At 71.2% G+C, this 26,098-nt stretch carries 26 protein-coding genes; 16 read left to right on the top strand and 10 right to left on the bottom strand.

The annotated features are described in order from the left end of the window. Positions 1-26: 26 nt before the first annotated feature. Positions 27-971 carry a cytochrome c oxidase subunit II gene (locus AB0M82_RS43070; protein WP_364735128.1) on the bottom strand — a complete coding sequence of 315 codons (945 nt, stop codon included), beginning with the start codon at positions 969-971 and terminating at the stop codon, positions 27-29. Between the two features lie 185 nt (positions 972-1,156). Here AB0M82_RS43070 and asnB point away from each other — a divergent pair, with 185 nt between their 5' ends. Next, on the top strand, positions 1,157-3,091 hold the full coding sequence (gene asnB / locus AB0M82_RS43065) for an asparagine synthase (glutamine-hydrolyzing) (RefSeq protein WP_364735126.1): 1,935 nt from the start codon (positions 1,157-1,159) through the stop codon (positions 3,089-3,091). A 141-nt stretch (positions 3,092-3,232) separates the two neighbouring features. Here the strand turns inward: asnB and AB0M82_RS43060 are convergent, their stop codons facing one another. Further along, positions 3,233-4,225, bottom strand: coding sequence for a carbohydrate kinase family protein (locus tag AB0M82_RS43060; RefSeq protein ID WP_364735124.1), 993 nt, complete (start codon positions 4,223-4,225; stop codon positions 3,233-3,235). Between the two features lie 148 nt (positions 4,226-4,373). Between AB0M82_RS43060 and AB0M82_RS43055 the strand changes: the two genes are divergently transcribed. Beyond that, positions 4,374-4,544 (top strand): hypothetical protein, encoded by a 171-nt coding sequence (locus tag AB0M82_RS43055; protein WP_364735122.1) that lies wholly within the window; start codon positions 4,374-4,376, stop codon positions 4,542-4,544. 110 nt (positions 4,545-4,654) lie between these two features. Here AB0M82_RS43055 and AB0M82_RS43050 read toward each other — a convergent pair whose 3' ends face one another. After that, on the bottom strand, positions 4,655-5,032 hold the full coding sequence (locus AB0M82_RS43050) for an iron-sulfur cluster assembly accessory protein (protein ID WP_364735120.1): 378 nt from the start codon (positions 5,030-5,032) through the stop codon (positions 4,655-4,657). A gap of 146 nt (positions 5,033-5,178) precedes the next feature. On the opposite strand from AB0M82_RS43050, the gene AB0M82_RS43045 reads away from it, so the two are divergent. Together AB0M82_RS43045 and AB0M82_RS43040 are read left to right on the top strand one after the other, a co-directional pair. After that, positions 5,179-5,826, top strand: coding sequence for a DUF3043 domain-containing protein (locus AB0M82_RS43045; RefSeq protein WP_364735118.1), 648 nt, complete (start codon positions 5,179-5,181; stop codon positions 5,824-5,826). Between the two features lie 115 nt (positions 5,827-5,941). After that, complete coding sequence (locus tag AB0M82_RS43040; RefSeq protein ID WP_364735116.1) at positions 5,942-6,931, top strand: aldo/keto reductase family protein; 990 nt, start codon at positions 5,942-5,944, stop codon at positions 6,929-6,931. 67 nt (positions 6,932-6,998) lie between these two features. Here the strand turns inward: AB0M82_RS43040 and AB0M82_RS43035 are convergent, their stop codons facing one another. Together AB0M82_RS43035 and AB0M82_RS43030 are read right to left on the bottom strand one after the other, a co-directional pair. Next, a complete protein-coding gene (locus AB0M82_RS43035; protein ID WP_364735114.1) occupies positions 6,999-7,841 on the bottom strand; it encodes a phosphoribosylaminoimidazolesuccinocarboxamide synthase in 843 nt (280 codons plus the stop codon). Continuing rightward, entirely contained in the window at positions 7,838-8,587 is a 750-nt protein-coding gene (locus AB0M82_RS43030; RefSeq protein WP_364735112.1) for a GntR family transcriptional regulator, read from the bottom strand. Before AB0M82_RS43030 ends, AB0M82_RS43035 begins: the two co-directional genes overlap by 4 nt. Before the next feature lie 137 nt (positions 8,588-8,724). On the opposite strand from AB0M82_RS43030, the gene AB0M82_RS43025 reads away from it, so the two are divergent. Then, complete coding sequence (locus AB0M82_RS43025) at positions 8,725-9,186, top strand: hypothetical protein (RefSeq protein ID WP_364735110.1); 462 nt, start codon at positions 8,725-8,727, stop codon at positions 9,184-9,186. A 12-nt stretch (positions 9,187-9,198) separates the two neighbouring features. Here the strand turns inward: AB0M82_RS43025 and AB0M82_RS43020 are convergent, their stop codons facing one another. Then, complete coding sequence (locus AB0M82_RS43020; protein WP_364735108.1) at positions 9,199-9,885, bottom strand: IspD/TarI family cytidylyltransferase; 687 nt, start codon at positions 9,883-9,885, stop codon at positions 9,199-9,201. A 90-nt stretch (positions 9,886-9,975) separates the two neighbouring features. On the opposite strand from AB0M82_RS43020, the gene cobT reads away from it, so the two are divergent. Next, positions 9,976-11,052 (top strand): nicotinate-nucleotide--dimethylbenzimidazole phosphoribosyltransferase, encoded by a 1,077-nt coding sequence (cobT, locus tag AB0M82_RS43015; protein ID WP_364735106.1) that lies wholly within the window; start codon positions 9,976-9,978, stop codon positions 11,050-11,052. 67 nt (positions 11,053-11,119) lie between these two features. Here the strand turns inward: cobT and AB0M82_RS43010 are convergent, their stop codons facing one another. After that, entirely contained in the window at positions 11,120-12,223 is a 1,104-nt protein-coding gene (locus tag AB0M82_RS43010) for a branched-chain amino acid aminotransferase (protein WP_364735104.1), read from the bottom strand. 98 nt (positions 12,224-12,321) lie between these two features. Between AB0M82_RS43010 and AB0M82_RS43005 the strand changes: the two genes are divergently transcribed. Beyond that, the gene (locus AB0M82_RS43005; RefSeq protein ID WP_364735102.1) at positions 12,322-12,621 is read left to right on the top strand and encodes a hypothetical protein; all 300 of its coding nucleotides are present in this window, start codon (positions 12,322-12,324) and stop codon (positions 12,619-12,621) included. Here the strand turns inward: AB0M82_RS43005 and AB0M82_RS43000 are convergent. Both AB0M82_RS43000 and AB0M82_RS42995 read right to left on the bottom strand, forming a co-directional pair. After that, the gene (locus AB0M82_RS43000) at positions 12,578-13,252 is read right to left on the bottom strand and encodes a DUF402 domain-containing protein (RefSeq protein ID WP_364735100.1); all 675 of its coding nucleotides are present in this window, start codon (positions 13,250-13,252) and stop codon (positions 12,578-12,580) included. The genes AB0M82_RS43005 and AB0M82_RS43000 overlap by 44 nt on opposite strands. After that, positions 13,245-14,090, bottom strand: a complete 846-nt coding sequence (locus AB0M82_RS42995) for a hypothetical protein (protein WP_364735098.1) — start codon at positions 14,088-14,090, stop codon at positions 13,245-13,247. Before AB0M82_RS42995 ends, AB0M82_RS43000 begins: the two co-directional genes overlap by 8 nt. Positions 14,091-14,200: 110 nt before the next feature. Here AB0M82_RS42995 and AB0M82_RS42990 point away from each other — a divergent pair, with 110 nt between their 5' ends. From AB0M82_RS42990 to AB0M82_RS42975, 4 genes are all read left to right on the top strand, one after another. Further along, positions 14,201-15,700: a leucyl aminopeptidase gene (locus AB0M82_RS42990; protein ID WP_364735096.1), complete on the top strand. Its 1,500-nt coding sequence runs from the start codon at positions 14,201-14,203 to the stop codon at positions 15,698-15,700. A gap of 123 nt (positions 15,701-15,823) precedes the next feature. Then, entirely contained in the window at positions 15,824-17,788 is a 1,965-nt protein-coding gene (locus AB0M82_RS42985; protein WP_364735094.1) for a TRAP transporter fused permease subunit, read from the top strand. Next, positions 17,785-18,759 (top strand): TAXI family TRAP transporter solute-binding subunit, encoded by a 975-nt coding sequence (locus AB0M82_RS42980; protein ID WP_364735092.1) that lies wholly within the window; start codon positions 17,785-17,787, stop codon positions 18,757-18,759. The genes AB0M82_RS42985 and AB0M82_RS42980 overlap by 4 nt, the downstream gene beginning before the upstream one ends. Positions 18,760-18,781: 22 nt before the next feature. Further along, a complete protein-coding gene (locus AB0M82_RS42975; protein WP_364735090.1) occupies positions 18,782-19,747 on the top strand; it encodes an SMI1/KNR4 family protein in 966 nt (321 codons plus the stop codon). 127 nt (positions 19,748-19,874) lie between these two features. Here AB0M82_RS42975 and AB0M82_RS42970 read toward each other — a convergent pair whose 3' ends face one another. Continuing rightward, on the bottom strand, positions 19,875-20,219 hold the full coding sequence (locus tag AB0M82_RS42970) for an oxidoreductase (RefSeq protein WP_364735088.1): 345 nt from the start codon (positions 20,217-20,219) through the stop codon (positions 19,875-19,877). 181 nt (positions 20,220-20,400) lie between these two features. Here AB0M82_RS42970 and lpdA point away from each other — a divergent pair, with 181 nt between their 5' ends. From lpdA to lipB, 5 genes are all read left to right on the top strand, one after another. Beyond that, the gene (gene lpdA, locus AB0M82_RS42965; protein WP_364735086.1) at positions 20,401-21,774 is read left to right on the top strand and encodes a dihydrolipoyl dehydrogenase; all 1,374 of its coding nucleotides are present in this window, start codon (positions 20,401-20,403) and stop codon (positions 21,772-21,774) included. A 56-nt stretch (positions 21,775-21,830) separates the two neighbouring features. Further along, positions 21,831-23,615, top strand: a complete 1,785-nt coding sequence (sucB, locus tag AB0M82_RS42960; protein ID WP_364735084.1) for a 2-oxoglutarate dehydrogenase, E2 component, dihydrolipoamide succinyltransferase — start codon at positions 21,831-21,833, stop codon at positions 23,613-23,615. 140 nt (positions 23,616-23,755) lie between these two features. Beyond that, positions 23,756-24,631, top strand: a complete 876-nt coding sequence (locus tag AB0M82_RS42955; protein WP_364735082.1) for a TIGR01777 family oxidoreductase — start codon at positions 23,756-23,758, stop codon at positions 24,629-24,631. Next, complete coding sequence (locus AB0M82_RS42950; protein WP_364735080.1) at positions 24,628-25,251, top strand: phosphatase PAP2 family protein; 624 nt, start codon at positions 24,628-24,630, stop codon at positions 25,249-25,251. The genes AB0M82_RS42955 and AB0M82_RS42950 overlap by 4 nt, the downstream gene beginning before the upstream one ends. Further along, a complete protein-coding gene (gene lipB / locus AB0M82_RS42945; RefSeq protein WP_364735078.1) occupies positions 25,248-25,991 on the top strand; it encodes a lipoyl(octanoyl) transferase LipB in 744 nt (247 codons plus the stop codon). Before AB0M82_RS42950 ends, lipB begins: the two co-directional genes overlap by 4 nt. The last annotated feature ends 107 nt before the right edge of the window (positions 25,992-26,098 follow it).

Below are 26,098 nucleotides of genomic sequence, written 5' to 3'. Positions count from 1 at the left end.
TTCCTACTCCCGTTATCGCTGGGGCGTCAGTTGGACGCGGTCCGCGCCGTGCGGTCGGTGTTGAACGGCTGGGTGGTCACCGCGTGCGGGGTGCACAGCTCGCCGCAGTTCATCTTCGTCAGCGCTTCGGACGCGGTGAACGTCTGGCCCGTGGCCGGGTTCACCTGCTTGCGCAGCGCGATGTACTGGTCGAACTTGTCCGCCGACAGCGCGCGGACCTCGAAGTTCATCACCGAGTGGTAGGTGCCGCACAGCTCCGCGCACCGGCCGACGAAGGAGCCTTCGCGGTCGATCTTGTTCTGGAAGGAGCTGTCCTGGTTGTTCTTGTCCGGGCTCGGCATGACGTCCCGCTTGAAGTGGAACTCCGGCACCCAGAAGGAGTGGATCACGTCGGTCGAGACCAGGTCGTACTGGATGGTCTTGCCGACCGGCAGCACCAGCAGCGGGATCTCGCCCGACGAACCGACCGTGCTGACCTGGCCGCTGCCGTCCGGCTTCGCCGCGCTGGGGTCCTCGTACTTGAACTCCCAGTTCCACTGGAAGGCGACGACCTGGACCTTGACGTCCGGGTTCGGCACCTTGTCCAGGACCTTCGACTCAGTCGTCGCGGTGAAGAAGAACAGGACGCAGACCATGATCGTCGGGACGACGACCGTGAACAGCTCGAGCGGGATGTTGTACTGGAACTGCCGGGGCAGCTCCTCCGGCTCGCCGTCGACCGTCTTCTTCTTGCGGTGGAACGTCGCGGTCCAGAAGATCAGGCCCCACACGATGACGCCGACGACCAGCGCGGCCACCACGGTCCAGGTCCAGAGGTTGCGCATGTCGTTCGCCTGCTCGGTGACACCGACCGGCCACCCGAACCGCAGGATCTCGTCGCCGGAGCAGCCCGTCGCGGTCAGCGCGACCAGCACGGCCAGCGCGGCGATCCGCACGGTCCGCTTCCCCAGGGTGCGCTCGGGTTGTCCCACTGCGCCTCGCCCTTTCACCCAGAGCCTCCTACGACCGATCTTTGTGACAGGAGCGGAGCCTAGCCGAGTTGACGCGCTCCGCTGACCAAGGGGTAACCGATGACGCGCGTGGTACTCGCCACGGCCCGCCCGGCATACTGGGCGCTTCCCAGCCCCGCGAAGACCCTGAAGGTGTGTGAGTACCCGTGTGCGGCCTGCTTGGACTGATCTGCGCGACCGAGACCGGTGCGGCGAACGCGCGTGACGCCGTCGGCGCGGCCATGCGCTGCCAGCGCCACCGCGGCCCCGACGAGCAGGACACCTGGGCCGACGCCGAGGTCGTCTACGGCTTCAACCGGCTCGCCTTCATCGACGTCGAGCACGCCCACCAGCCGCTGGTCTGGGGCCCGCCGGAGGCGCCGGGCCGGTACACGATGAACTTCAACGGGGAGATCTACAACTACCTGGAGCTGCGGGCCGAGCTGGCGGAGAAGCACGGCGCGAAGTTCGAAACCGAGGGTGACGGCGAGGCCATCGTCGCCGGCTTCCACTACCTCGGCGCCGCCTGGGTGAAGCGGCTGCGCGGGATGTTCGCCTTCATGATCTGGGACTCGCAGGAGAAGCGCGTCTTCGGCGCCCGCGACCCGTTCGGGATCAAGCCGCTGTTCTACTCCGCGGGCCCCGGCGGGGTGGCGTTCTCCAGCGAGAAGAAGAGCCTGCTGGAGCTGTCGGACACCCTCGGCGTCGCGCAGGAACTGGACCGGAAGGCGCTGCAGCACTACCTGGTCCTGCAGTACGTGCCCGAGCCCGAGTCGCTGCACACCGCGATCCGCCGCGTCGAGTCCGGGACGTCGTTCGAGGTGGTCCCCGGCGGTGAGGTGGAGTTCACCCGCTATTTCCACCCGCAGTTCGCCACGAAGCCGGTCAACAGCCCGGCCGAGGCGGAGGCGCTGTACGAGCGCATCGCCGACGTGATGCGCGACTCGGTCGGCAAGCACATGATCTCCGACCCGGACGTCACGGTCGGCGCGTTCCTGTCCGGCGGCATCGACTCCACGGCCACCGCCACGCTGGCCAAGGAACACAACCCGAACCTGATCGCCTTCACCACCGGGTTCGAGCGCGAGGGCTACTCCGAGGTCGACGTCGCCGCCGAGTCGGCCGCCGCGATCGGCGTGAAGCACGTCGTCCGCACGGTGACCGCGGACGAGATGATGGAGGTCCTGCCGCTCATCGTCTGGTACCTCGACGACCCGGTGGCCGACCCGGCGCTCGTCCCGCTGTGGTTCATCGCGCGCGAGGCCCGCAAGCACGTCAAGGCGGTGCTCTCCGGCGAAGGCGCGGACGAGCTGTTCGGCGGCTACACGATCTACAACGAGCCGATCTCGCTGGCGCCATTCGAGAAGATCCCCGGCGGCATGCGGAAGCTCATCGGCAAGGTCTCGACGAAGATCCCCGAGGGCACCCGCGGCAAGGACCTGCTGCGCCGCGGCGCGCTGCCGCTGGAGGACCGCTACTACGGCAACGCCCGCAACTTCCGTGACGACCAGCTGCGCGCCGTTCTCAAGACCTACCAGGAAGGCGTCGGCTTCAAGGACGTCACGGCGCCCTGGTACGACGTCTCGCGCGGCTGGGACCCGGTGGCCCGGATGCAGCACGTCGACCTCTACACGTGGCTGCGCGGCGACATCCTGGTCAAGGCCGACAAGGTCACCATGGCGAACTCCCTGGAACTGCGGGTGCCGTTCCTCGACGCCGAGGTGTTCAAGGTCGCGGCTTCGATTCCGCTGGACCAGAAGCTCGCGCACGGCACGACGAAGTACGCGCTCCGCCAGGCGCTGGCGAAGATCATCCCGGCGCACGTGCTGAACCGGCGCAAGCTCGGCTTCCCGGTGCCGATCCGGCTGTGGCTGCGCACCGAGATGTACGACTGGGCCAAGGGCATCATCAGCGACTCGAAGACCGAGGAGCTGCTGGACAAGAAGGCCGTGCTGGCGCTGCTGGAGGAGCACAGGGCGGGGCAGCTGGACCGGAGCCGCCAGCTGTGGGCGCTGCTGGTGTTCATGCTGTGGCACGGCATCTTCGTCGAGCACCGCATCAAGCCCGAGGTGCCGGAACCGGTGTACCCGGTCAAGCTCTGAGCGAACGCCCCGATCGAGGCCGCCCTGCGTCCGCAGGGTGGCCTCGACACGTTTCCGGGGGCCCGGTGGCTGGGCGCCGCTGCGGACTTCGCGGGCGGCCGCAGCCTGGCCGGGGAAGCCATCCCCCCACGACCGCGCTGATCAGGCGGCGGGCAGGACCGCCGAGATCTCGTCGGCGGCCTCCGGGCCGAACGCCTCGCCGATGCGGGCCAGGGCGTCGGCGCGGTCGAGCGTCCACTCCTGGGTGCCGACCGTCTCCAGCACCAGCACCGCGATGAGCGAACCGAGCTGGGCGGCGCGCTCGACGCCGAGGCCGCCGTCGAGGCCGGCCAGGAAACCCGCGCGGAAGCCGTCGCCGACGCCCGTCGGGTCGGCCTTGGCGCGCTCGGGGACCGCGCCGATCTGCAGGGCGACGCCGTCCTTGCCGACGATCTCGACGCCCTTCTCCCCCAGCGTCGTGATGCGCAGACCGACCTGGTCGAGGACGTCTGCCTCGGTCCAGCCGGTCTTCTGGAGCAGCAGCTCCCACTCGTAGTCGTTGCTGAAGAGGTACTTCGCGCCGGCGACGAACGCACGCGCCTGCTCGCCGCTCATCCGGGCCAGCTGCTGCGACGGGTCGACGGCGAAGTCGTACCCGCGCTCGCGGCACTCCGCGGCGTGCCGGAGCATGCCCTCGGGGTCGTCCGGGCTGATCAGCATCAGGCTCAGCGCGCCGACGCGCTCGGCGATCGGCTGCAGCTCGATGTCGCGGGACTCGGCCATCGCGCCGGCGTAGAACGTCGCGATCTGGCACAGGTCCTCGTCGGTGGTGCAGACGAACCGCGCGGTGTGCGCGACCTCGGACACGTGCACTCCGGAGGTGTCGACGCCGTGCCGCTCCAGCCAGGAGCGGTAGTCCGCGAAGTCGGCGCCGACGGCGCCCACGAGCACCGGCTTCACGCCGAGGACCCCCAGGCCGAACGCGATGTTCGCGCCGATGCCGCCGCGCCGGACCACGAGGTCGTCGGCGAGGAAGCTGAGCGAAACCCGGTGCAGCTGCTCGGCGACCAGCTGCTCCGCGAACCTGCCCGGGAAATGCATGAGGTGGTCGGTTGCGATACTGCCGGACACCGCAATCCTGGCCCTGTTTGCCACCGGCTGCTCCTTTGTGTTCGACCTCACGGCAAAAGGCACGAAGTTACCCCCCGGTCATGGCCCATCCGGGTAGTTCGCGCGCGCCCAGCCGACACTACCGGCTGGTACTCCTTCTCCAGTCGGCGGCGGATCAATAGCGTTACCAATCGTGAACGCCCTCACCGAACCCGAAACCCTGTCCGAGCTGATCGCCGACTGCGCGCTCATCCCGGCGACGCTCCAGGCCGAAAGCCTGCCGCTCCCCCGCGTCACCGCCAAGCCGTGGCAGGTCGACGAGGTGTGCCACGCCCAGGTGGCCGAGCTCGACGCCTACGTCTGAGACTCCTGCGACCGAGACTCCGGAAACACCACAGCGACGAAGAAGGCCCCGTCCCCCGAAAGGGGGGCGGGGCCTTCTCGCGTCTTGCTCGGGCTCGGCGCGCGCTCGGCTCAGTGGAACGAGTCGCCGCAGGCGCAGGAGCCGGTCGCGTTCGGGTTGTCGATCGTGAAACCCGACTTCTCGATCGTGTCGACGAAGTCGATGACGGCGTCCGACACGTACGGCGCGCTCATCCGGTCCACGGCGACCCGGAGGCCGTCGAACTCGCGGAAGAGGTCGCCGTCGAGCGTGCGCTCGTCGAAGAACAGCTGGTAGCGCAGGCCCGCGCAGCCACCGGGCTGGACGGCGATGCGCAGGTGCATGTCGTCGCGGCCCTCCTGCTCGAGCAGGGCCTTCGCCTTGGCGGCCGCGGCGTCGGTCACCGTGACGCCGTGCGTCTCCTCGGCGGTCTCGGCCTGCGTCGCGCCGGCGTGCTCAGCGGTCGTCATGGCACTCCCTCTAAGTTCGAACTCGCTGCGGATACTCCTCGTGCTGACGTGCTCAACACCCGGAGCGTCCGATCTGTTCCCCCACCATGGTCGCACATCGATCGACCTGGTGAACGGCGGCGTGACGCCTGCAATACCCTGATGACGTGAGGTTCCTGCGCCGAAGCACCACAGACACCGCCGCCGACGAGCCGGAGACGACGGAAGCCGTCGACGTCGCCGGTAAGGCGTACACGCCCGGTAAGGGCAAGGCTACGCCGAAGCGCCGGGAGGCGGAGGCGAAGAAGCGCGGGCCGGTGGCCCCGCCGCCCACCACCATGCGTGAGGCGATGAAGCGCAACAAGGAGCTGCGCAAGGCAAACCCGCAGACCAAGGAAGACCGCCGTGCGGCGGCGAAGGCCCGCCGCGAGGCGATGATGCGGGGCGACGACAAGGCCCTGCTGCCGCGCGACCGCGGGCCGGTCAAGGCCTACGTCCGCGACCTGGTCGACTCCCGGCGCAACCTGCTCGGCCTGTTCATGCCGCTGGCCGTCCTGGTGTTCCTGGCGCTGCTGGTGCCGCTGCAGCAGGTGCAGACGTACATCACGATGCTGTGCACGGCGATGCTGCTGGTGATGGCGATCGAAGGCTTCGTCAACGGCCGCAAGATCGCGAAGCTGGTGCGGGAGAAGTTCCCGAAGGAAGCGGTGAACGGCCGGTCGATCGGCTGGTACGCGTTCGTCCGGGCGTCCCAGATCCGCCGGCTGCGGGTCCCGAAGCCGCGGCTGAAGCCGGGCGACCCGATCCCGAACTGAATGACTTTCCGGAAAGCCGGGTGGAGCAGCCGCTCCACCCGGCTTTTCGCTGCCTGAGGCTGGGGTCACCACAGGTTCGTTAGCAAAGCAAACGATTACCGCCTAGGCTGACGGCATGGAGTTTCGTCGCCTCGGCCGCAGCGGCCTCAACGTCAGTGAGATCTCGTACGGGAACTGGCTCACCCACGGTTCCCAGGTCGAGGAGGACCAGGCCCACGCCTGCATCAAAGCGGCCCTCGACGCCGGCATCACGACCTTCGACACCGCCGACGCCTACGCGAACACCGCCGCGGAGTCGGTGCTCGGGCGCGGCCTGAAGGGGCAGCGGCGGGAGAGCCTGGAGATCTTCACCAAGGTCTTCTGGCCCACCGGCCCCAAGGGCCCCAACGACAAGGGCCTGTCCCGCAAGCACGTCATCGAGTCGGCGAACGCCTCCCTGCGGCGGCTCGGCACCGACTACGTCGACCTCTACCAGGCGCACCGGTTCGACCGGACCGTGCCACTGGAAGAGACCATGGTCGCCTTCGCCGACCTCGTCCGGCAGGGCAAGGTGCTCTACGTCGGCGTCTCCGAATGGACCGCCGAGCAGATCAGCCGCGGCGCCGCGCTGGCCCGCGAGCTGAAGATTCCGTTCGTGTCGAACCAGCCGCAGTACAACATGCTCTGGCGCGTCATCGAGGACCAGGTCATCCCGGCCTCCGAGCGCGAAGGGCTCAGCCAGATCGTCTGGTCGCCGATCGCGCAGGGCGTGCTGACCGGCAAGTACAAGCCCGGCCAGGACTACCCCGCCGGTTCGCGGGCCACCGACGAGAAGGGCGGGGCGAACATGGTCGCCCGCTTCCTCGACGAGACCGTCCTCAAGCGCGTCGCCGAGCTGGAGCCCCTCGCGAAGCAGGCGGACCTGAGCCTCGCGCAGCTGGCCGTGGCGTGGGTGCTGCAGAACCCGAACGTCGCCTCGGCGATCATCGGCGCCTCGCGCCCGGAGCAGGTGCACGAGAACGTCAAGGCCGCGGGCAAGAAGCTCGACGCCGACCTGATGGCCGCGATCGACGACGCCCTCGGCGACGTCGTGGAGCGCGACGCGAGCCTCACCAAGAGCCCCTGACGTCCGATGCCGTGAATGTCGCATTGAGAGACTTCAAGTCCCTCGATGCGACATTCACGGCTTTCAGTCAGCCATGGACCCAGGTCCGGCCCGTGATCCGCTCGTAGACCTCGGTGTAGCGCTGCCGGGTCTGCTCGACGATCTCCGCCGGGATCTCCGGCCCGGGCGGCGTCTGGTCCCAGCCGGTGCCGCGCGACCAGTCGCGCACGAACTGCTTGTCGAACGCGTGCTGCGGACGGCCCGGCTCCCACTGGTCGGCGGGCCAGAACCGCGACGAGTCCGACGTCAGGACCTCGTCGCCGAGGGTCAGCGTGCCGTCGGCGTCGAAGCCGAACTCCAGCTTGGTGTCGGCGATGATGACGCCCTGAGCGGCAGCGTGTTCGGCGCCCTTCGTGTAGATCTCGAGCGTCAGCTCACGAAGCCGCTTCGCGGTTTCCTCGCCGATCTCGTTCAGCACCTCGTCGAAGGTCATGAACTCGTCGTGGCCGGTGTCGGAGATCTTCGTCGTCGGCGTGAAGATCGGCTCCGGGAGCTTGTCGCCCTCGACCAGCCCCGGCGGCAGCGCGACGCCGGAGATCTTCCCGTCACGCTGGTATTCGCGCAGGCCGAGGCCGGCGAGGTAGCCGCGCGCGATGCACTCGACCTGGACCATCTTCAGCGGCTTGCAGCGCATCGCCCGCCCGGCGAACTCGCCGGGCACGTCGGTCGTCGAGACGACGTGGTTCGGGACCACGCCGGACATCCGGTCGAACCACCACGCGGACAGCTGGTTGAGCAGCGCGCCCTTGTCCGGGATCGGCGTCGGCAGCGAGACGTCGTAGACCGAGACGCGGTCGGACGCGACCAGCAGGATGTCCCCGCCGTCGAGTTCGTAGAGGTCACGGACCTTGCCCGCGTGGATGTGCTTCATTCGCCGTCCTCAGTCGTGTACTCGTAGAAAACCCAGTGGTCGGGCAGGGCGGCCGACTCACCGTACTCGACGACTGTCCCGTCGGCCGCCAGGAAGGTGCTCCGGCCCAGCAGGACCGGCGACCCGGCCGGCAGGTCCAGCTCGGCCGCCTCCGCCTCGTCCGCGCCGCCCGCCGCGTGCCGTTCCTGCGTGCTCGCGATCTTCGTGCCGAGCCGGGCCGCCGCGTGGGCCGCGGTGCCCTCGACGATCCGCTCCGGCACGAGCAGCGCCGGCGCCTTGGCCGAGAGCGCGCCGTCGAACCACGACGTCGACGTCGACAGCGGCCGCGAGTCCGGCCCGTAGGTGGTGCGCCGCCGCCGGATCGCGGGTGCGCCTTCGTCGAGGCCCAGCGCGGCCGCCGCGCGCTCGGACGCCGGTTCGAGCCCGGCCGCCCGGATCACGGCGTAGTGGCCGGGCGGGTAGATCCGGCCCGTCCGGCCCGAGGCGGCAACGCGGTCGCGGGCGGTGCGGTGCAGGCCGCCGCGGTCGACGACCGTGCCGACGCCGCGCACCGGCCGCACGAGACCCTGCGAGCGGAGGGTGGCCAGGACCTTGGTGGCCGTCGCCATGGCGACGGCCCACGTGCGGGCGATCTCGCGGGCGGACGGCACCGAGTCGCCCTCCCGCAGCCGGCCGGACAGGATGTCGTCACGGATCCGGCCCGCGATTTGCAGGTACGGCGGCTCAGGACGGTCGAGGGTGGGCAAGGCGGCTCCTCCCAGGGGGCTACGCACAAGTGTTCTAGCACGCCGGAGTGCATCCCACAAAGCCCTGTTCAGAACCACCCAGGTGTACTAGTACGCCCTCTGGACTGCGCCCTAGTACGCAAGATACCCTCGAAAGTGTGTCCCCACTCACATCGCACAGCGACTCCGACGGCCCGGACCTCGAGGAACTCCTCGACGGACTCCGGCACCGCAAATGGGTGCTGCAATTGTTCGGCGGCCGCGAAGCCCCGGAGGTCTACGCGGCCGTGCACCAGTGGCCCACCTGCGCGGACGTCATCATCCTCCGCGACGAACACCGGGCCAGCGCCTACCGGGCGCCGGCCTTCCCGGGCACGGACGTGTTCAGCCCGCGGGTGGTCACCTGGCAGTACCACGCCACCCCGGTCTGGACGCTGCGAGCGGTGCTCACCCTGGCGGAGCCCGGCACCCCGGGCGCGCCACTGCAGGCGCTGCGTCCGCAGCCCGGCTGCGGGATCCCGCCGGAACTGCGGGGGGACGTGACCATCCGGCCGACGAGCACGGTGGCCGGAACCGGCCAGAAGAGGGATGACGGCGGCGGCCCGCCGGCCTGCGCCTAGCAGGACCCGGGCTCAGCGGGCGAGCAGCCGCTCCGCCGCCACCAGGTCGTGGGGATACGTGATCTTGAGGTTCTCGGGAGCACCCGGGACCCAGCGGATCGGCAGGGATGAGAACCGCTCCATGCAGGACGAAGTGTCGGTACCCGAGAAGCCTTCGTTCTCGGCCTTCTCGTAGGCCTCCAGCAGCGGTCCGGCCCAGAAGCCCTGAGGCGTCTGGACACGGATCGCGCCGGGCACCTGGGCGACCAGGTGCCCGGCTTCCACCCCGACGATGTCGTCCGCGGCCAGGCCCGGCACCGCCCCCCCGTCCTCGCGTGTACGGACCAGCACCGCGGAAATGAGGTCGGAGTGGACAAGCGGCCGGGCCGCGTCGTGCAGCAGCACGGCGTCGACCCGGCCGCCTGTTATCCGCGGCGCGAGGTGGCGCAGCGCGTTGAGCTCGGACGCCTGGCGGGTGTCCCCGCCGGTCACGACCTCGACCTCGCCGTCGAAACCGGCGAGGACCTCGTCCGCGAGCCCGGCGTCCTGCGGCCGGATCACCAGCACCAGCACGCCGATGCCGGGCACGCGCGCGAACGCGTCGAGCGACCAGGCCACGACCCGCCGGCCGGCCAGCGGCAGGTAGACCTTGTTCAGCTTCGCTCCGACGCGGGTGCCCGCGCCGCTGGCCAGCACCACGCCGGCCGCCGTCGTCTCCACGAGCCGCGAGACTACCGGGGGCGCCGGGCCGGTAGGTTGGGCCGCGGCGGTGTTCACGAAAAGCCTGCCGCGGACGAGAAAGGGCCTGGTGTGGAGCCGGAAAACATCGAGTTCGCCGAGATCACCCCGCCCGACGAACACGCCCGGTCCGCGGCGATCGCGCTGCACGGCAAGCTGGTCAAGCCCGCCGGATCGCTGGGCAGGCTCGAGGAGCTGGGCGTCTGGATCGCGGCCTGCCAGGGCCAGTCGCCGCCGCGGCCGTTCACCCGGCCCCGGGTGGTCGTGTTCGCCGGCGACCACGGCATCGCGGCGAAGCGCGTCTCGGCCTACCCCAGCGAGGTCACCGCGCAACTGCTGGGCACGATGCTCACCGGCGGCGCCGCGATCAACGTGCTGGCGGCGGCCGCGGGCGCGAGCGTCCGCGTGGTCGACATGGCCGTGGACACCGAGGCGCCGGCGACCCGGTCGATCGGCGAGTTCAAGGTCCGCCGCGGCTCGGGCTCCATCGACGTCGAAGACGCGCTGAGCGACGGCGAGGCGCGGGCCGCCGTCCGCGCGGGGATCGCGATCGCCGACGCGGAGGTCGACGGCGGCGCGGACCTGCTCATCCCCGGCGACCTCGGGATCGGCAACAGCACACCGGCGTCGGTGCTCGTCGCGGCGCTGACCGGCAGCGAGCCGGTGGCCGTCGTCGGGCGCGGGTCCGGCATCGACGACGACGCCTGGATGCGCAAGGCCACCGCGGTGCGCGACGCGCTCCGCCGGGCCCGCGTGGTGCTGGCCGACCCGCTCGACCTGCTGCGCACCACGGCGGGCGCCGACATCGCGGCGATGGCCGGGTTCCTGGCCCAGGCCGCGGTCCGGCGGACGCCGGTGATCCTGGATGGCCTGGTCGCCTGCGCGGCGGCGTTGGTCGCGGAGGATCTCGCACCCGGCGCACGGCGGTGGTGGGTCGCCGGGCAGCGGACGGCCGAGCCCGCGCACGCGCTCGCGCTGGAGCACCTGGACCTGGGCCCGCTGCTGGAGCTGGACGTCCGGCTCGGCGAAGGCACCGGCGCGGTGACGGCGCTGCCGCTGCTGATGATGGCCGCCCGCGTCCTCGCCGAAACGGCCACGCACGAACAGGCCGGGGTCTCCGGCCCGCTCGTCGCCGCCCCCGCCTCCTGACCCCAGAAGCCGTGAATGTCGCATTGGGACTTGAAGTCCCTCAATGCGACATTCACGGACTTGGGCGTCAGCCGAGCTTGACCATCCAGTGGTCCGGGTCGGGGCGGGTGCCCTCCTGGATCCCGGTCAGCTCTTCACGCAGCTTCATCGTGAGCGCGCCCGGCTGCCCGTCGGCGATGGTGAACTCGCCGCCCGCGTGCTTGACGTGGCCGACCGGGGTGATCACCGCCGCGGTGCCGCAGGCGAACGTCTCGGTCAGCTCGCCGGAGGCCGTCGCCTTCTCCCACTCCTCGGTGGAGATGCGGCGCTCTTCGACCTTGTGGCCGAGCCGCTGCGCCAGCTGCAGCAACGACTTGCGGGTGACGCCGGGCAGCAGCGAGCCGGTCAGTTCCGGCGTGACCAGCCGGGCGTTCTCGCCGGAGCCGAAGACGAAGAACAGGTTCATCCCGCCCATCTCCTCGACCCAGCGCCGCTCCACCGCGTCGAGCCAGACCACCTGGTCGCAGCCCTTCTCCACGGCCTGGGCCTGCGCCACGAACGACGCCGCGTAGTTGCCGGCGCACTTGGCCGCGCCGGTGCCGCCGGGCGCCGCGCGCACGTACTCGGTGGACAGCCAGACGCTGACCGGCTTGACCCCGCCGGAGAAGTACGACCCGGCCGGGGACGCGATGACCGTGTACACGTAGTCGGCGGCCGGGCTGTTGACGCCGAGCCCGGTGGACGTCGAGATCATGAACGGCCGCAGGTACAGCGAATCACCCTGACGGGTGGGCACCCACCGGGCGTCGACGGCGATGAGTTCGCGCAGCGACTCGATGAAGACGTCCTCGGGCAGCTGCGGCATGGCGAGCCGCTCGGCCGACTGCCGGAAGCGCGCGGCGTTGGCGTCCGGGCGGAACGACGCGATCGAGCCGTCCGGCTGGCGGTAGGCCTTGAGCCCTTCGAAGATCGCCTGCCCGTAGTGCAGCACCGACGTCGCCGGGTCGAGCGTGAACGGGGCGTAGGGGCCGACCTTGGCGTCGTGCCAGCCCTGCGCCTTCGACCACTTCACGGTCACCATGTGGTCGGTGAAGTGGACTCCGAAACCGGGAGCGGCGAGTACCTCCGCGACGCGTTCCGGGCTCGCAGGGCTCGAGTGCGGGTCGGGGGTGAAGTGCGTCGTGGTCGTCATGATTAGACGATACCGCTTGGTCGGAAGCGCGTTAGTCGGAAGTCCCACTGTTCCGCCTGCACCCCGCAGCGTTCTCGTGACAACACTAGGATGACACCGTGACCTACCACTCCACTGAGCCGGCCCCCCGGCCCAAGAGCACCGGCGCCGACGTCAAGACGTTCGTCACCGCGGTGCTGCTGACCTTCGGCGTCGGCCTGCTCGGCATGGTCGGCTGGGCCGTGCTCAGCAGCGGCTTCGGCGGCTTCCTCGGCCTGGTCGCCGGGGTCTTCGGCGTCGTGTGGTGGCGGAAGATCCACGGCAAGGCGTTCCCACGGGTGCTCCCGACCAAGTCGGTCGTGATCCTCGCGGTCGTCAACGCGGTGCTGGCGCTGCTCCTTCTCCTGCTGGCGGGCTGAGCTCCGCCAGCAGTCCCGGGGGCAGTTCCGGGGCCGACCAGCCAGGGTCCGGGCGGAAGTCGGTATCGGTCCCGTCGAACGGGTAGACGCCGCGCTCGGCCAGCACGCCGATCCGTTCGCCCTCGGCGCGCAGCCGGTCGAGCTGCGCCCGCGTCAGCCGCCCCGCGTCGATCGCGACCTCGGCTTCGTCCTCGTCGTCCCAGCGCCAGGTGCCGTCCCGGTCGACGACGACGTCGAGCACGCCGTCGATGCGATCCACCCCCGCCGGGCTCCGGCCGAGCGGGACCTCGAGGTTGACGTACCAGTTCGTGAACTCCCCGGCGGAGTCGAAGAACCACCACACCGACGACCATTCGTCGTCGGCGATGCGGCGCAGCGTGGACGTGCGGTGCCAGAAGTCCGGCACCGGCACCCGCGGGATGCGGAACCGCTGGTCGAGCGGGGCCTCGCGCAGTTCGCGGCCGTCGGCGAGCCTGCTGCCGACGATCGGCGTGCCCGCCGGCAGCCAGGCGAGCAGGACGTGGCCGTCGTCGGCGAGGACGCGCAGCGGGTGGACCTGGCCGATCGAGCCGTCCGGCCGGTGGAACCGTTCGATCACGGTCTGCCCCGGCCGCCAGCGTCGATCACTCACGCGCCCCACTGTACCTGCGCGCGCGTACACCCAGTAGCAGCTCGATCACGGTCGCCAGCCCGGCGACGACGAGCGCGGGCAGCACGGGCAGCAGGAACGCGGCCGCCGCCGCGACGGCGAGACCGGCGACACCGGGCACCCCGGCGCGCTCCCGGATCTCCGTGCCGGCGGCGAGCGCGGGCAGCACGGTGGCGACCACCGCCACGACGGTGAGCAGCGGCTGCAGCGTGCCGGCGTCGGCGGCGGCGAGCAGATCACGCAACGACGTCGGCGAAAGGCCGAGCCGGACCGCGCCGAGCTGGTAGAGCGCGGCGAAGGCGGTCAGCACGGCGACCGCGCCGAGCAGCAGGACGCGCGGGCCGGCGTTCTCGCGCCTCGCCGGACGCAGGAACGGCAGCGCCAGCACGGCCACGACGAAAACGCCCGCGAAATCCGGGGGTCGCAGGCCGCCGGCCGTCGCGACCGGCGTCACGGCCACGCACACCGCGACCAGCGTGAGGCCCCCGACGAGCAGCAGCCCGCCCGCGACCCGCACGACGATCGCCGGGATCTTCAGCCCGGCGAACCCCGCGCCGGTCACCACGACGACGAACGCCGCCGCGGCGAGCTCGCGGTGCGCCGGGAAGACGTAGGCGCCGAACGCGATCGCGTAGACCGTCACTTCGGAGAGCCGCGCGACAGCGACGACGACCCGGTCCACCAGGGCCTCCCCCGGTTCCTGCACCCGCGCCGCGACGCCGGCGGCCGCCCCCGCCAGCACCAGCCCGGCGAGCAGCCACCAGCCCGCGCCCGCCGCCCCGGCGGCCAGTGCCACCAGCAGCCCGCCACCCAGCCGCACGCGACCCTCCCGCTCCCTCTGTTCACCCGTGGTCCGGTCGTCATTAGCATGGCTCACGATCCCGGCCGGGCCGGTGCCCGGTACCACCGAGAACGCGCGAGGAGCCAGAAGTGACCGTGCCCAAGCTCGCCCTGTCCGACAACACCGGGGAGGCACTGGCCAAAACGCGTGCCGACGTGGTCGTCATCGGCACCCTGCAGGGCGAGGACGGCCCGGTGCTCGCGGCCGGCGCCGCCGCCGTGGACGCCGCCTTCGACGGCCGCCTCGCCGGCCTGCTCGCCACGCTCGGCGCGAGCGGCAAGGCCGAAGAGGTCGTCAAGATCCCGACGCTGGGCAAGCTCCCGGCGGGCGTCGTGCTCGCCGTCGGCCTGGGCAAGGCGGGCGACACCGTCACCCCCGAGCAGGTCCGCCGCGCCGCCGGCGCCGCCGGCCGCGCGCTCGCCGGCACCGACCGCGCGTTCGTCACGCTGTCGGAGCTCGACCTGCAGGCCGCCGTCGAGGGCACGATCCTCGGCTCGTACGTCTTCACCGAATACCGCTCCGAGAAGGGCGACGCGCCGGTCGCGAAGCTCGACTTCGCGAACCCGGCGGAAGGCGCGGCCCGCGAGCACAAGGCGACGCTGAAGGCGGCGGGCACCATCGCCGAGGCCGTCATCACCGCCCGCGACCTGATCAACACCCCGCCGAACGACCTGTACCCGGCCTCCTTCGCCGAGCGCGCGAAGAAGCTGGCCGAGGACAACGGCCTCGAGTTCGAGGTGCTCGACGAGAAGGCCCTCAAGCGCAAGGGCTTCGGCGGCATCCTCGGCGTCGGCGGCGGCTCCGCCCGCCAGCCGCGGCTGCTGCGCCTGGCCCACAAGCCGGCGAAGGCCGCCAAGAAGGTCGCGCTGGTCGGCAAGGGCATCACGTTCGACTCGGGCGGCATCTCGCTCAAGCCCGCCGCGAACATGGACCACATGACGTCGGACATGTCCGGCGCGGCCGGCGTGCTCGCGGCCGTGGTGCTGGCCGCGAAGCTGAAGTACCCCCTGGAAGTCGTCGCGCACATCCCGCTGGCGGAGAACCTGCCGTCCGGGACGTCGTACCGGCCGGGCGACGTGCTGACCATGTACGGCGGCAAGACCGTCGAGGTGCTCAACACCGACGCCGAGGGACGGCTCGTCCTGGTGGACGCCATGGTGCGCGCCGCGGAGGAGAACCCGGACTACCTGATCGAGACCTCGACGCTGACCGGCGCCCAGGTCGTCGCGCTCGGCAACCGCACCGCCGGCGTGATGGGCTCGGACGACTTCCGCGACCGCGTCGCCGGGATCATGCAGGCCACCGGCGAAAACGGCTGGGCGATGCCGCTGCCGGAGGAGCTGCGCGCGGACCTCGACTCGCGCCTGGCCGACCTGGCCAACGTGACGGGGCACCGCTGGGGCGGCATGCTCGCGGCCGGGATCTTCCTGCGCGAGTTCGTCGCCGACGGCCTCGACTGGGTCCACATCGACATCGCGGGCCCGTCGTTCAACACCGGCTCCCCGTGGGGCTACACCGGCAAGGGCGGCACCGGGGTCCCGGTGCGGACGATCGCCGCGGTGCTCGCGGACATCGCCGCCAACGGCTGAGTCTCAAGCGCCCCAATGTGGCGTTGGGTGCGTCCAACGCACCGAACGCCACTTTGGGGCGCTTCGGGCGCAGTGATCGAATTGCCGCTTTCGGTGTGATCCGCGGCACCGTACCGTGGCACGGTGACGACCGAGCCGGTGGAACGCGAATCCCCCGCCGAGATCGCCGCCGAGCACGACGAGGAACGCCCGGCGCGCACCCTCTCCCGCGTTCCCGACCGCGTCGTCTACTTCGTCGCGCTCGCCGTCGCGGTGCTGGTGCTCAAGCAGGTCTTCTTCCCCTTCGCCAAGGGCAACCAGTTCTACCTGGTGCTCTTCCTCGGCGTGACGCTGCCGCTGGTGTTCCTCTGCTACCGCCCGCGGCTGCGCGGCCGCGACGACCCCGGCTGGACCGACTGGGCCCTCGCGGTGACAGCCCTGGCCGTCGGGCTCTACCCCGTGCTCACCGGGTACGACGACTTCCTGAACCGCCAGGGCATCCTGTCCCCGCTGGACATCGTCGCCGGCGCGCTGCTGCTGGTCCTGGTCCTCGAAGCGACCCGCCGCACCACCGGGCTGGTGCTGCCGGTGGTCTGCCTGCTCTTCCTCGCCTACGCCTACTACGGCGGCTACCTCCCCCAGAACTGGGGCATCGCGCACGCCGGCATCGACTTCAGCCAGATCGTCAACGCGCTCTTCAACGACGCGAGCGGCTTCTACGGCACCCCGCTGGACGTCGCGGCCAGCTACATCGTGCTGTTCACCCTCTACGGCGCGGTGCTCAACGCCTCCGGCGCCGGCCAGTTCTTCGTGGACATCTCGTTCGCCGCCTTCCGGAAGTCCCGGACCGCGCCGGGCCGGACCACCGTCCTTTCGGGCTTCCTGCTCGGCACGGTGTCGGGCTCGGGCACCGCGACGGCGGTCAGCCTCGGCTCGATCACCTGGCCGATCCTCAAGAAAGCCAACTACCCCAAGGAAAACGCGGGTGGGCTGCTCGCCGCGTCCGGGATCGGGGCGATCCTCTCGCCGCCGACGCTGGGCGCCGCCGCGTTCATCATCGCCGAGTACCTGCAGACCTCGTACCTGACCGTGCTCGTCTGGGCGACCGTGCCGACGCTGCTCTACTACCTCGGCATCGTGTTCGCGATGGAGGCCGACGCGCGGCGGTTCAAGGCCGAACCGGTCGACGTCCCCCGCGGTGACCCGTGGCGGCTGCTGCTGACCGGCGGCTACCACTTCCTGTCGCTGGCGATCGTCGTCGTGTTCCTGGCGCTGGACATCCCGCCGTTCGCCGCGGTCGTCTACGCCACCGGCGTCGCCGCGCTGTTCGCGCTGATCGCCCGGCGCCACGACGTCAAGGGCTGGGCGAAGGACATGGTCGACGCGCTCTCGGCCGGGGTGCGCGGGGCGCTGCCGGTGATCGCGGTGTGCGCGGCGGCCGGGGTGATCACCTCGACCATCACGAAGACCGGCCTCGGCCTCGAACTCGCGGACGCGCTGGTGGAACTGGCCGGCGCGCTCACCGACAACGGCACCATGATCCTCATCCTCACCGTGGTGCTGTCCGCGGTCGCCGTCGGCGTGCTCGGGCTGGCGGTGCCGGTCACCGCGAGCTTCATCATCGCCTGGGTGGTGATCGGCCCGGCGCTGGAGACGCTGGGGGTCGCCGATGCCGAGCGCGCGATGTTCATCTTCTACTACGCCGTGCTGTCGGAGGTCACGCCGCCGACCGCGCTCGCCGCGGTCGCCTCGGCGGCGATCACCGGCGGCTCGGTGCTCGGCACCATGTGGCAGTGCTGGAAGTACACGCTGCCGGCGTTCCTGGTGCCGATCGCGTTCGTGCTCACCGACAACGGCGCCGCGCTGCTGCTGGAGTCCGACGTCCTCACGGTGCTGTGGGTGGCGGCGGTTTCGGCGGTGGCCGTCGCGGCGCTGGCGGTGGTGACCGGGGGCTGGCTGTTCGGGCCGGTCAGCCTGCCGGTGCGGCTCCTGTTCGTCCCCGCCGCCCTGTGCCTGCTCTACCTGGAGCCGGTGCCGATCGCGGTCGGCGCCGCGTTCGGCGTCACCGCCCTGCTCGCCCACGCCGTGCTCAAGAGGAGGACAGCATGAAACGCGCACTCGCCGCTGCCGCGGTACTCGCTCTGGCCGTCACCGGCTGCGGCGGTAAACAGCAGACCGACCAGGCCGCGCCAAGCGGCGCTCAGTCCTGCGACGCGGGCGAAGGCCGGATCACGATCGCCACCGGCAACAGCGGCGGCGTCTACTACGTGCTGGGCGGCGGGCTGGCCCAGCTGATCAGCAACAACACCAAGCTGCGCGCGACGGCGGCGGAGACCGGCGCGTCGGTGCAGAACATCCAGCAGCTGGTCGCCGGCAACTACGACGTCGCGTTCTCCCTGGCCGACACCGCGGCGGACGCGGTGCGGGGCAAGGGCTCGTTCGACGGCAAGCCGCAGAAGATCCAGGCGCTGTCGCGGATCTACCCGAACTCGACGCAGGTGCTTGTGCGCAGCGACTCGGGCATCAACAGCGTCGCCGACATGAAGGGCAAGCGGATCTCGACGGGGTCGCCGAAGTCGGGCACCGAAGTGATCGCGAACCGCCTGCTGAAGGCGGCGGGTCTCAAGCCGGACGCGGACGTCCAGGCGCAGCGCCTGGACCTGGCCAAGACCGCGGACGGCATGAAGTCCGGCACGCTCGACGGGCTCGTCTGGTCCGGCGGGCTGCCGACCGCGCAGATCACGGACATCACCACGGCGCTCAAGGACAAGGTGAAGTTCCTCGACATCACGCCGTTGCTGCCCGAGCTGAAGAAGGTCAACGACGTCTACGACCAGGGCACGATCCCGGCGGCGGCCTACGGGCAGCCCGCCGACGTGCCGACGGTCGTGGTGCCCAACCTGCTGCTGGTGCGCGAGGACTTCCCGGCGGGCAACGCGTGCGCGATCACCAAGCTGATCTTCGACAAGCAGGCGGAGCTGGCGAAGGTCCACCCGGCGGCGAAGGAGATCACGAAGCAGCTGGCGCCGCGGACGGATCCGGTCCCGCTGCACCCGGGTGCGAAGCAGGCCCTCGGCTGACGCTTGTGCCACGCTCGGGGGCGTGGATGCCGGTGAATACCTCGAGACCGCGGTCCGGGACGTCCTGACCGCGACTGACGCGAGCGTCGACGACCAGGTGGGGTACGCCGCCTTGCTGCTCGCGGTCACCGGCGCCCTCGACGAGGCCGACCGGCTGGCCGGGCAGTGGCTCGCCCGCACGGAACGGCCGGTGAGCGCGCTCGCGGCCGGCCCGGTGCGGGCCCGCGCGTGGGCGATGCTCTTCGCGGCCCGCGGCGGCCGGCCGGACTGGGCCGAGGGCCTGCCGCCGCTCGACCTCGACGCCGAAGAGCGCGCCCACACCGCGACGCTGCGCCGTCCGGTGTCCGATCTGGACGGTGTCCTCCCGCCCGGCCCGGTCGCCGAGCTGGTCAAGCACGTCGCGCCCGCGCGCCCGGACCGGGTCCGCGCCGCGCTCGCCGACGGCGACCTGGCCCGCTGGGCCTCGCTCGCCGGCGAACGACCGGACGTGGCGACGCTCGCCGCGACCCGCGCGTTGGCCCCCGCGCTGGTGGCCGGGGCGGACCCGCTGGGCCTGCGCGACCGGGCCGAAGCGTGCGCGGGCGCGCTGGTCGCCGCGCTGCACGAGCGGTACCCGCCGGACCTGGGCACCTGGCCGGAGCTGGTCGCGGAGATCCTGCGCCTGCGCGGCGGCGTCGCGGCGCCTCCCCCGGCGTCCGACGCGGCGATCCGCTCGGCGGAGCTGCGGCTGGGCACCGAGCTGCCGGACGACCACCGGGAGTTCCTGCGCACCTGCGACGGCCTGCCCGCCGACGTGGTCTTCCCGCGTCTGCTGGGCACGGCGGACCTGCGGGCCGAGGACGGCGTGGTGGTCCTGGCCGAGCCGGCGGTGCTGCTGCTCTCGGCGTCCCACGTGGTCGAGGTCGACCCGGTGCTCGGCACCACGGTCCACCCGTCGTTCCGCGCGGCGCTGGTCAAGCACGCCACCCTGCTCGCCCAGGCAGGCTAGGACCGTGACTGTCCGGCAGGGGCAAACGCCCCAATGTGGCATTCGGTGCATCCAACGCACCCAATGTGGCATTCGGTGCGTCCAACGCACCGAACGCCACATTGGGGCGCATGAGCCGGATCGGGCGCTACACCTGGCCGCGCTTCTTCCGCTCGGTGTACTCGCGCATGCGCTTCGGGTAGCCGACCCGCGCGACCTCGTAGACCGGGATCGACCGGCGGTGCCCGAACTGCTGCGCGGCCTCCAGGCTGCCGATGCGGCGCCGGGTCCATTCGCCGTCGTGGGCGATCAACACCACAGTGGTGTCCGTGATGTTGGTCTTCGGCTCCACGAAAGCCTCGACACCCCGCCGCGCGGACGCCCACTCCTCGAGGTGACGAGTGTCCTCGGAGCTGGCTTTCCGCAGCGTACCGGCCCGCTGACCACCCTTGCCCCGCCTGCGCAGCGAGTCGAAGAGCCCCACCACGACCACCTCTCCTCCCGAGACTTCCCCTCCTCATTATCCCGATGTCCGCGTGTGGTCGGTGTCGCACACCCGGCTAGCTCGCAGCCCCGTCCGGCGTAGTGACAAGATGGCGGTGTCGCGCGCGCGGTTATACCGGGAACGGGCGACGACAGAGCATCACCCCACTGCTTGCCGAGGAGTTAATGAAGTGACCGACACCTCCGCCGACCTCGTGATCCTGGGAGGCGGATCGGGCGGCTACGCCGCGGCGTTCCGCGCGGCCGAGCTGGGCCTTTCCGTCACGCTGATCGAGAAGGACAAGCTGGGCGGGACGTGCCTCCACCGGGGCTGCATCCCGACCAAGGCCCTGCTCCACGCCGCCGAGGTCGCCGACGAGACCCGTGAAGCCGAAGCGGTCGGCGTCAAGGCCACCTTCGAGGGCATCGACATCGCCGGGGTCAACAAGTACAAGGACGGGATCGTCTCCCGCCTGTACAAGGGCCTGCAGGGCCTGGCCAAGGCGCACAAGGTGAACCTCGTCGAGGGCAGCGGCACGTTCGTCGGCGCCACGACCGTCGAGGTGGACGGCACCCGCCACACCGGCAAGAACGTCATCCTCGCCACCGGCTCGTACTCCCGCACGCTGCCCGGCCTGGAGCTCGGCGGCCGCGTCATCGCCAGCGAGCAGGCTCTCGCGCTGGACTACGTGCCGAAGAAGGTCGTCGTGCTGGGCGGCGGCGTCATCGGCGTCGAGTTCGCCAGCGTCTGGGCTTCCTTCGGCGTCGACGTCACCATCGTGGAGGCCCTGCCGCGGCTGGTCCCGAACGAGGACGAGTTCGCCTCCAAGCAGCTCGAACGTGCCTTCCGCCGCCGCAAGATCGCCTTCAAGACCGGCGTGCGGTTCACCGGCGCCAAGCAGGACGACAACGGCGTGAGCGTTTCGCTGGAGTCCGGTGAGACCATCGAGGCCGACCTGCTGCTGGTCGCCGTCGGCCGCGGGCCGAACTCGGCCGGCCACGGCTACGAGGAGGCCGGCGTCAAGATCGAGCGCGGCTTCGTCCTCACCGACGAGCGGCTGCGCACCAACCTGCCGAACGTGTACGCCGTCGGCGACATCGTCCCGGGCCTGCAGCTCGCCCACCGCGGCTTCCAGCAGGGCATCTTCGTCGCCGAGGAGATCGCCGGGCTGAGCCCGCGCGTGATCGACGAGAGCGGCATCCCGCGGGTCACCTACTCGCACCCGGAGGTCGCGTCGGTCGGGCTGACCGAATCGCAGGCGAAGGACAAGTACGGGTCGGACGTCACGACGTTCACCTACGACCTCGGCGGCAACGGCAAGAGCCAGATCCTCAAGACCTCCGGTGGGGTCAAGCTGATCAAGGCGCCGGACGGCCCGGTCGTGGGTGTACACATGGTGGGCGACCGCGTCGGCGAACTGATCGGCGAAGCGCAGCTGATCTACAGCTGGGAGGCCTTCCCCGAGGACGTCGCCCCCCTCATCCACGCCCACCCGACCCAGACCGAGGCCCTCGGTGAAGCGTTCCTTGCCCTGGCCGGCAAGCCGCTGCACGTGCACAGCTGACGTCTCACCAGCAGAATCCAGACCACGCAGAATCTTGAAAGAGGAGTCAGCGAACGATGGCCTACTCCGTCACACTGCCGGAGCTCGGGGAGAGCGTCACCGAAGGCACCGTCACCCGGTGGCTTAAGCAGGAGGGCGACACCGTCGAGGTCGACGAGCCGTTGCTCGAGATCTCGACCGACAAGGTCGACACCGAGGTGCCCTCCCCGGTGGCGGGCACGGTCGTGAAGATCAGCGCCCAGGAGGACGAGACCGTCGAGGTCGGCGGCGAGCTCGCCGTGATCGACGACGGCACCGGCGACGTGCCGGAGTCCTCCTCTTCTTCCGCCCCGGCGCGGGAAGAGGAGAAGTCCGAGCCGGAACCCGAGCCCCAGTCCGCTCCCGAGCCGCAGGCTCAGGACAGCGCGCCGAGCAAGCCGGACACCGCGCCGGCCGCCGGTGGCGAAGGCACCGAGGTGAAGCTGCCCGAGCTGGGCGAGAGCGTCACCGAAGGCACCGTCACGCGGTGGCTGAAGCAGGTCGGCGACTCGGTCGAGGTCGACGAGCCGCTGCTCGAGATCTCCACCGACAAGGTCGACACCGAGGTGCCGTCGCCGGTCGCCGGCACGGTGCTGGAGATCCGCGCGGGCGAGGACGAGACCGTCGAGGTCGGCGGCGTCCTGGCCGTGATCGGTGACGCGAACGCGGCGCCGAAGGCCGAACCGAAGCCGGAACCCAAGCCCGAGCCCAAGCCGGAACCGAAGCCCGAGCCGGTCCAGGAGACCAAGCCCGAGCCGAAGCCGGAGCCCAAGCCGGAACCCAAGCCCGAGCCGAAGGCCGCCCCGGCGGCGGCCGCGACCGAGTCGGCCCCGGCCGCCGCGGCGAAGGACGGCTCGGCGGACGGCCCGTACGTCACGCCGCTGGTCCGCAAGCTCGCGTCGGAGCACGGCATCGACCTCGCGTCGCTGACCGGCAGCGGCGTCGGCGGCCGGATCCGCAAGCAGGACGTCCTGGCCGCGGCCGAGGAGAAGCAGAAGGCGGCCGCCCCGGCTCCCGCCGCTGCCGCTCCGGCGGCCGCCGCTGCTCCGGCGGCGCCCGCCGTGCGTCCGGCGGCCCCCGTGTCGCCGGAGCTCGCGGCGCTGCGCGGCACGGTGCAGAAGGCCAGCCGGATCCGCCAGATCACGGCCACCAAGACCCGCGAGTCGCTGCAGATCGCCGCGCAGCTCACGCAGGTCCAGGAGGTCGACGTCACCAAGATCGCGAAGCTGCGGCAGCGGGCGAAGGCGGGCTTCAAGGACCGCGAGGGCGTCAACCTGACGTTCCTGCCGTTCTTCGCCAAGGCCACGGTCGAGGCGCTCAAGCAGCACCCGAACGTCAACGCGTCCTACAACGAGGACACGAAGGAGATCACCTACCACGGCGCCGTGCACCTGGGCATCGCGGTGGACACCGAGCGCGGCCTGCTCTCGGTCGTGATCCACGACGCGGGTGAGCTGAGCCTGGCCGGTCTCGCGCACCGGATCGCCGACCTGGCGGGCCGCGCGCGGGCGGGCCAGATCAAGCCGGACGAGCTGTCCGGTGGCACCTTCTCGATCACGAACATCGGCAGCGTCGGCGCGCTGTTCGACACGCCGATCATCGTGCAGCCGCAGTCGGGCATCCTCGGCACCGGCGCGGTCGTCAAGCGCCCGGTGGTGGTCGCCGACGCCGACGGCAACGACACGATCGCCGTCCGGTCGATGGCCTACCTGCCGCTGACCTACGACCACCGCCTGGTGGACGGGGCCGACGCGGGCCGCTTCCTGATGACGATCAAGCAGCGTCTTGAAGAGGGCAACTTCGAGAGCGAGCTCGGCCTCTGACGCAGTAGGGGCCGCTGAAGGCCACCATCAGGGCACCAGATGCCTGATGGTGGCCTTCAGTGCATTCGGGGAGGCCGGGCGCCGGTTTTCGCGCGGGGCCTGGGCGTGCGTCGCGGGCCGGGATGGGCCACGATCGAACCATGCGAGTACTGATCGCCGGGGCGAGCGGCTTGATCGGGTCGGCGCTGGGCGAACGCCTGCGGCGCGAGGGCCACGAGGTCCGCCGGCTGGTGCGGCGCGAGGCGCGCGAAGGCAGCGAATTCCACTGGGACCCGCCGTCGGGCAGCATCGCGAACGGCGCCTTCGAGGGCGTGGCCGCCGTCGTGAACCTGGGCGGCAAGCCGCTGTTTCCCGGCCGGTGGAGCGCGATGCGCAAGCAGGAGCTCACCGACAGCCGGGTCGAGCCGACCGAGGTGCTCGCCGAAGCCGTCGCCGAACACGGCGTCGGCGTGCTCGTCAACGCCTCCGCCGTCGGCTACTACGGGAACGCCGGTTCGTCCATTGTGGACGAGTCGGCCCCGCGCGGCAGGGGTTTTCTCGCCGAGCTGTGCGAAGCGTGGGAAGCGGCGACGGCGGCCGCCGGGGACGCACGGGTCGTCAAGATCCGGACCGGGCTGGTGCTCTCGGCGAAGGGCGGGCTGTACGGCACGCTGCGCCCGCTCTTCTTGCTGGGCCTGGGCGGGCGCCTCGGCGACGGGCGTCAGTTCATGCCGTGGATCGCCCTGGACGACGAGGTCGGCGCGATCGTCCACGCCTTGACGCACGACGAGGTGTCCGGGCCGGTGAACCTGACCGGGCCGGCCCCGGTGACCAACGCCGAGTTCACCCGCGCGGCCGGCCGCGCGCTGCACCGGCCCGCGCCGTGGTGGGTGCCCGGGATCGCCCTCAAGACCGTGCTCGGCCAGGCCGGCGAAGAGATGGCGCTGTTCGGGCAGCGGGCCGTGCCGGCCGCCTTGGAGCGGTCGGGCTACGAGTTCCGGCACCGGACCCTGGACAGCGCGCTCGCCGCCGCATGAGCGTTCGGCTGCAGCGCTGGCTCGTCGTCGGCGCGATGTTCTTCGCCGCGTTCGTCCTGCTCGGGCTGAACGTGACACGGCAGCCGCTTTCCCTCGACGTCGAGGTGGCCGGCGCCATGCACAGCGCGTACACCCAGCCGATCGGGCGGGTCGCGCAGGCCGGGAGCGACGTCCTCGGGCCGGTGCTCCCCTACATCCTCGGTATGGTGCTGCTCGCGCTGGCGCTGCGGCGCCGGGAGCACACCGGGCTGTGCGTTCGGCTCGCCGTCGTGCTGGTGCTGTGCCGGCTGACCAGCCTCGCGTTCAAGCCGGTCTTCCTGCGGGAACGCCCGCGCGACTACCCGGATCTGAGCTACCCCAGCGGGCACGTGACATCGGTGGCGAGCACGGGTTTCGTCCTCCTGCTGCTGTGCGCGTGGCTGTGGCCGCGGCTGGTCCGGCGGGTGGCCGCGGCCGTCGCCGTCGCGGTGGTGCTGGCGGCCGCCTGCCGCGTCGTGCTCGGGGTGCACTGGGTCACCGACACGATCGGCGCAGTGCTGGCGGTGGTCGGTGTCGGGCTGCTCTCAGCGTGCGCCTTGCGGCTGCTTCCCCCGGGTGACGGGCGTAGCCTCGACGGGTGAGTTCTTCCCGCGCCTCCTGCCGCGCCAGCACCGAGCCCGTCGACGTCCGGGAGCTCGGCACGATCGACTACGCCGAAGCCTGGGAGCTCCAGCGGAGCCACCTCACCGCCCGCGCCGACGGCACCGCCGCCGACACGATGCTCCTGCTGCAGCACCCGTCGGTGTACACCGCGGGCAAGCGCACGGAGCCCGCCGACCGGCCGACGGACGGCACGCCGGTGATCGACGTCGACCGCGGCGGCAAGATCACCTGGCACGGCCCCGGCCAGCTGGTCGGCTACCCGATCGTGAAGCTCGCCGACCCGATCGACGTCGTGCACTACGTGCGGCGGCTGGAGGAGGCGCTGATCCACGTGTGCGACCAGCTGGGCGTGGCCAGCGGCCGCGTCGAGGGCCGCAGCGGCGTGTGGATCCCGGCCGACGACCGCGGCATCGAGCGCAAGATCGCGGCGATCGGCATCCGCGTCCAGCGCGGCGTGACGATGCACGGCTTCGAGCTGAACTGCGACGCCGACCTGAAGGCGTTCGACAGCATCGTGCCGTGCGGCATCCGCGACGCGGGCGTGACGTCGCTGTCGTACGAGCTGCAGCGGGACGTCAGTGTCGAAGCGGTGCTGCCACTGGCGCGCGACGCCGTCTTGGCCGCCCTCGAAGGCGAACTGCCGGTGAGCGAAGATCGCTGGCTCCCCCGCCCCGAAGCCCCGAAGGCCGCGGGCGTCACCTTCGCGCTCCAGAACTGAAAGCCGTGAATGTCGCATTGAGGGACTTGAAGTCCCTCAATGCGACATTCACGGCTTTCGAGGCCCCGAACAGTAGGATCCTCCCCGAAACGTGGAAAACCTGGGCA

Source organism: Amycolatopsis sp. NPDC051128 (assembly GCF_040682715.1).
In the GTDB taxonomy this organism is placed as follows: Bacteria; Actinomycetota; Actinomycetes; order Mycobacteriales; family Pseudonocardiaceae; genus Amycolatopsis.
This window is presented reverse-complemented; position numbering and strand designations above follow the sequence as displayed.

Coding starts and splice junctions, on each gene's coding strand:
- AB0M82_RS42950 (WP_364735080.1), top strand. CDS start 24,628: ATGAGCGTTCGGCTGCAGCGCTGGCTCGTCGTCGGCGCGATGTTCTTC.
- AB0M82_RS43050 (WP_364735120.1), bottom strand. CDS start 5,032: ATGACGACCGCTGAGCACGCCGGCGCGACGCAGGCCGAGACCGCCGAG.
- AB0M82_RS43035 (WP_364735114.1), bottom strand. CDS start 7,841: ATGAAGCACATCCACGCGGGCAAGGTCCGTGACCTCTACGAACTCGAC.
- sucB (WP_364735084.1), top strand. CDS start 21,831: ATGGCCTACTCCGTCACACTGCCGGAGCTCGGGGAGAGCGTCACCGAA.
- AB0M82_RS42955 (WP_364735082.1), top strand. CDS start 23,756: ATGCGAGTACTGATCGCCGGGGCGAGCGGCTTGATCGGGTCGGCGCTG.
- AB0M82_RS43040 (WP_364735116.1), top strand. CDS start 5,942: ATGGAGTTTCGTCGCCTCGGCCGCAGCGGCCTCAACGTCAGTGAGATC.
- AB0M82_RS42980 (WP_364735092.1), top strand. CDS start 17,785: ATGAAACGCGCACTCGCCGCTGCCGCGGTACTCGCTCTGGCCGTCACC.
- AB0M82_RS43010 (WP_364735104.1), bottom strand. CDS start 12,223: ATGACGACCACGACGCACTTCACCCCCGACCCGCACTCGAGCCCTGCG.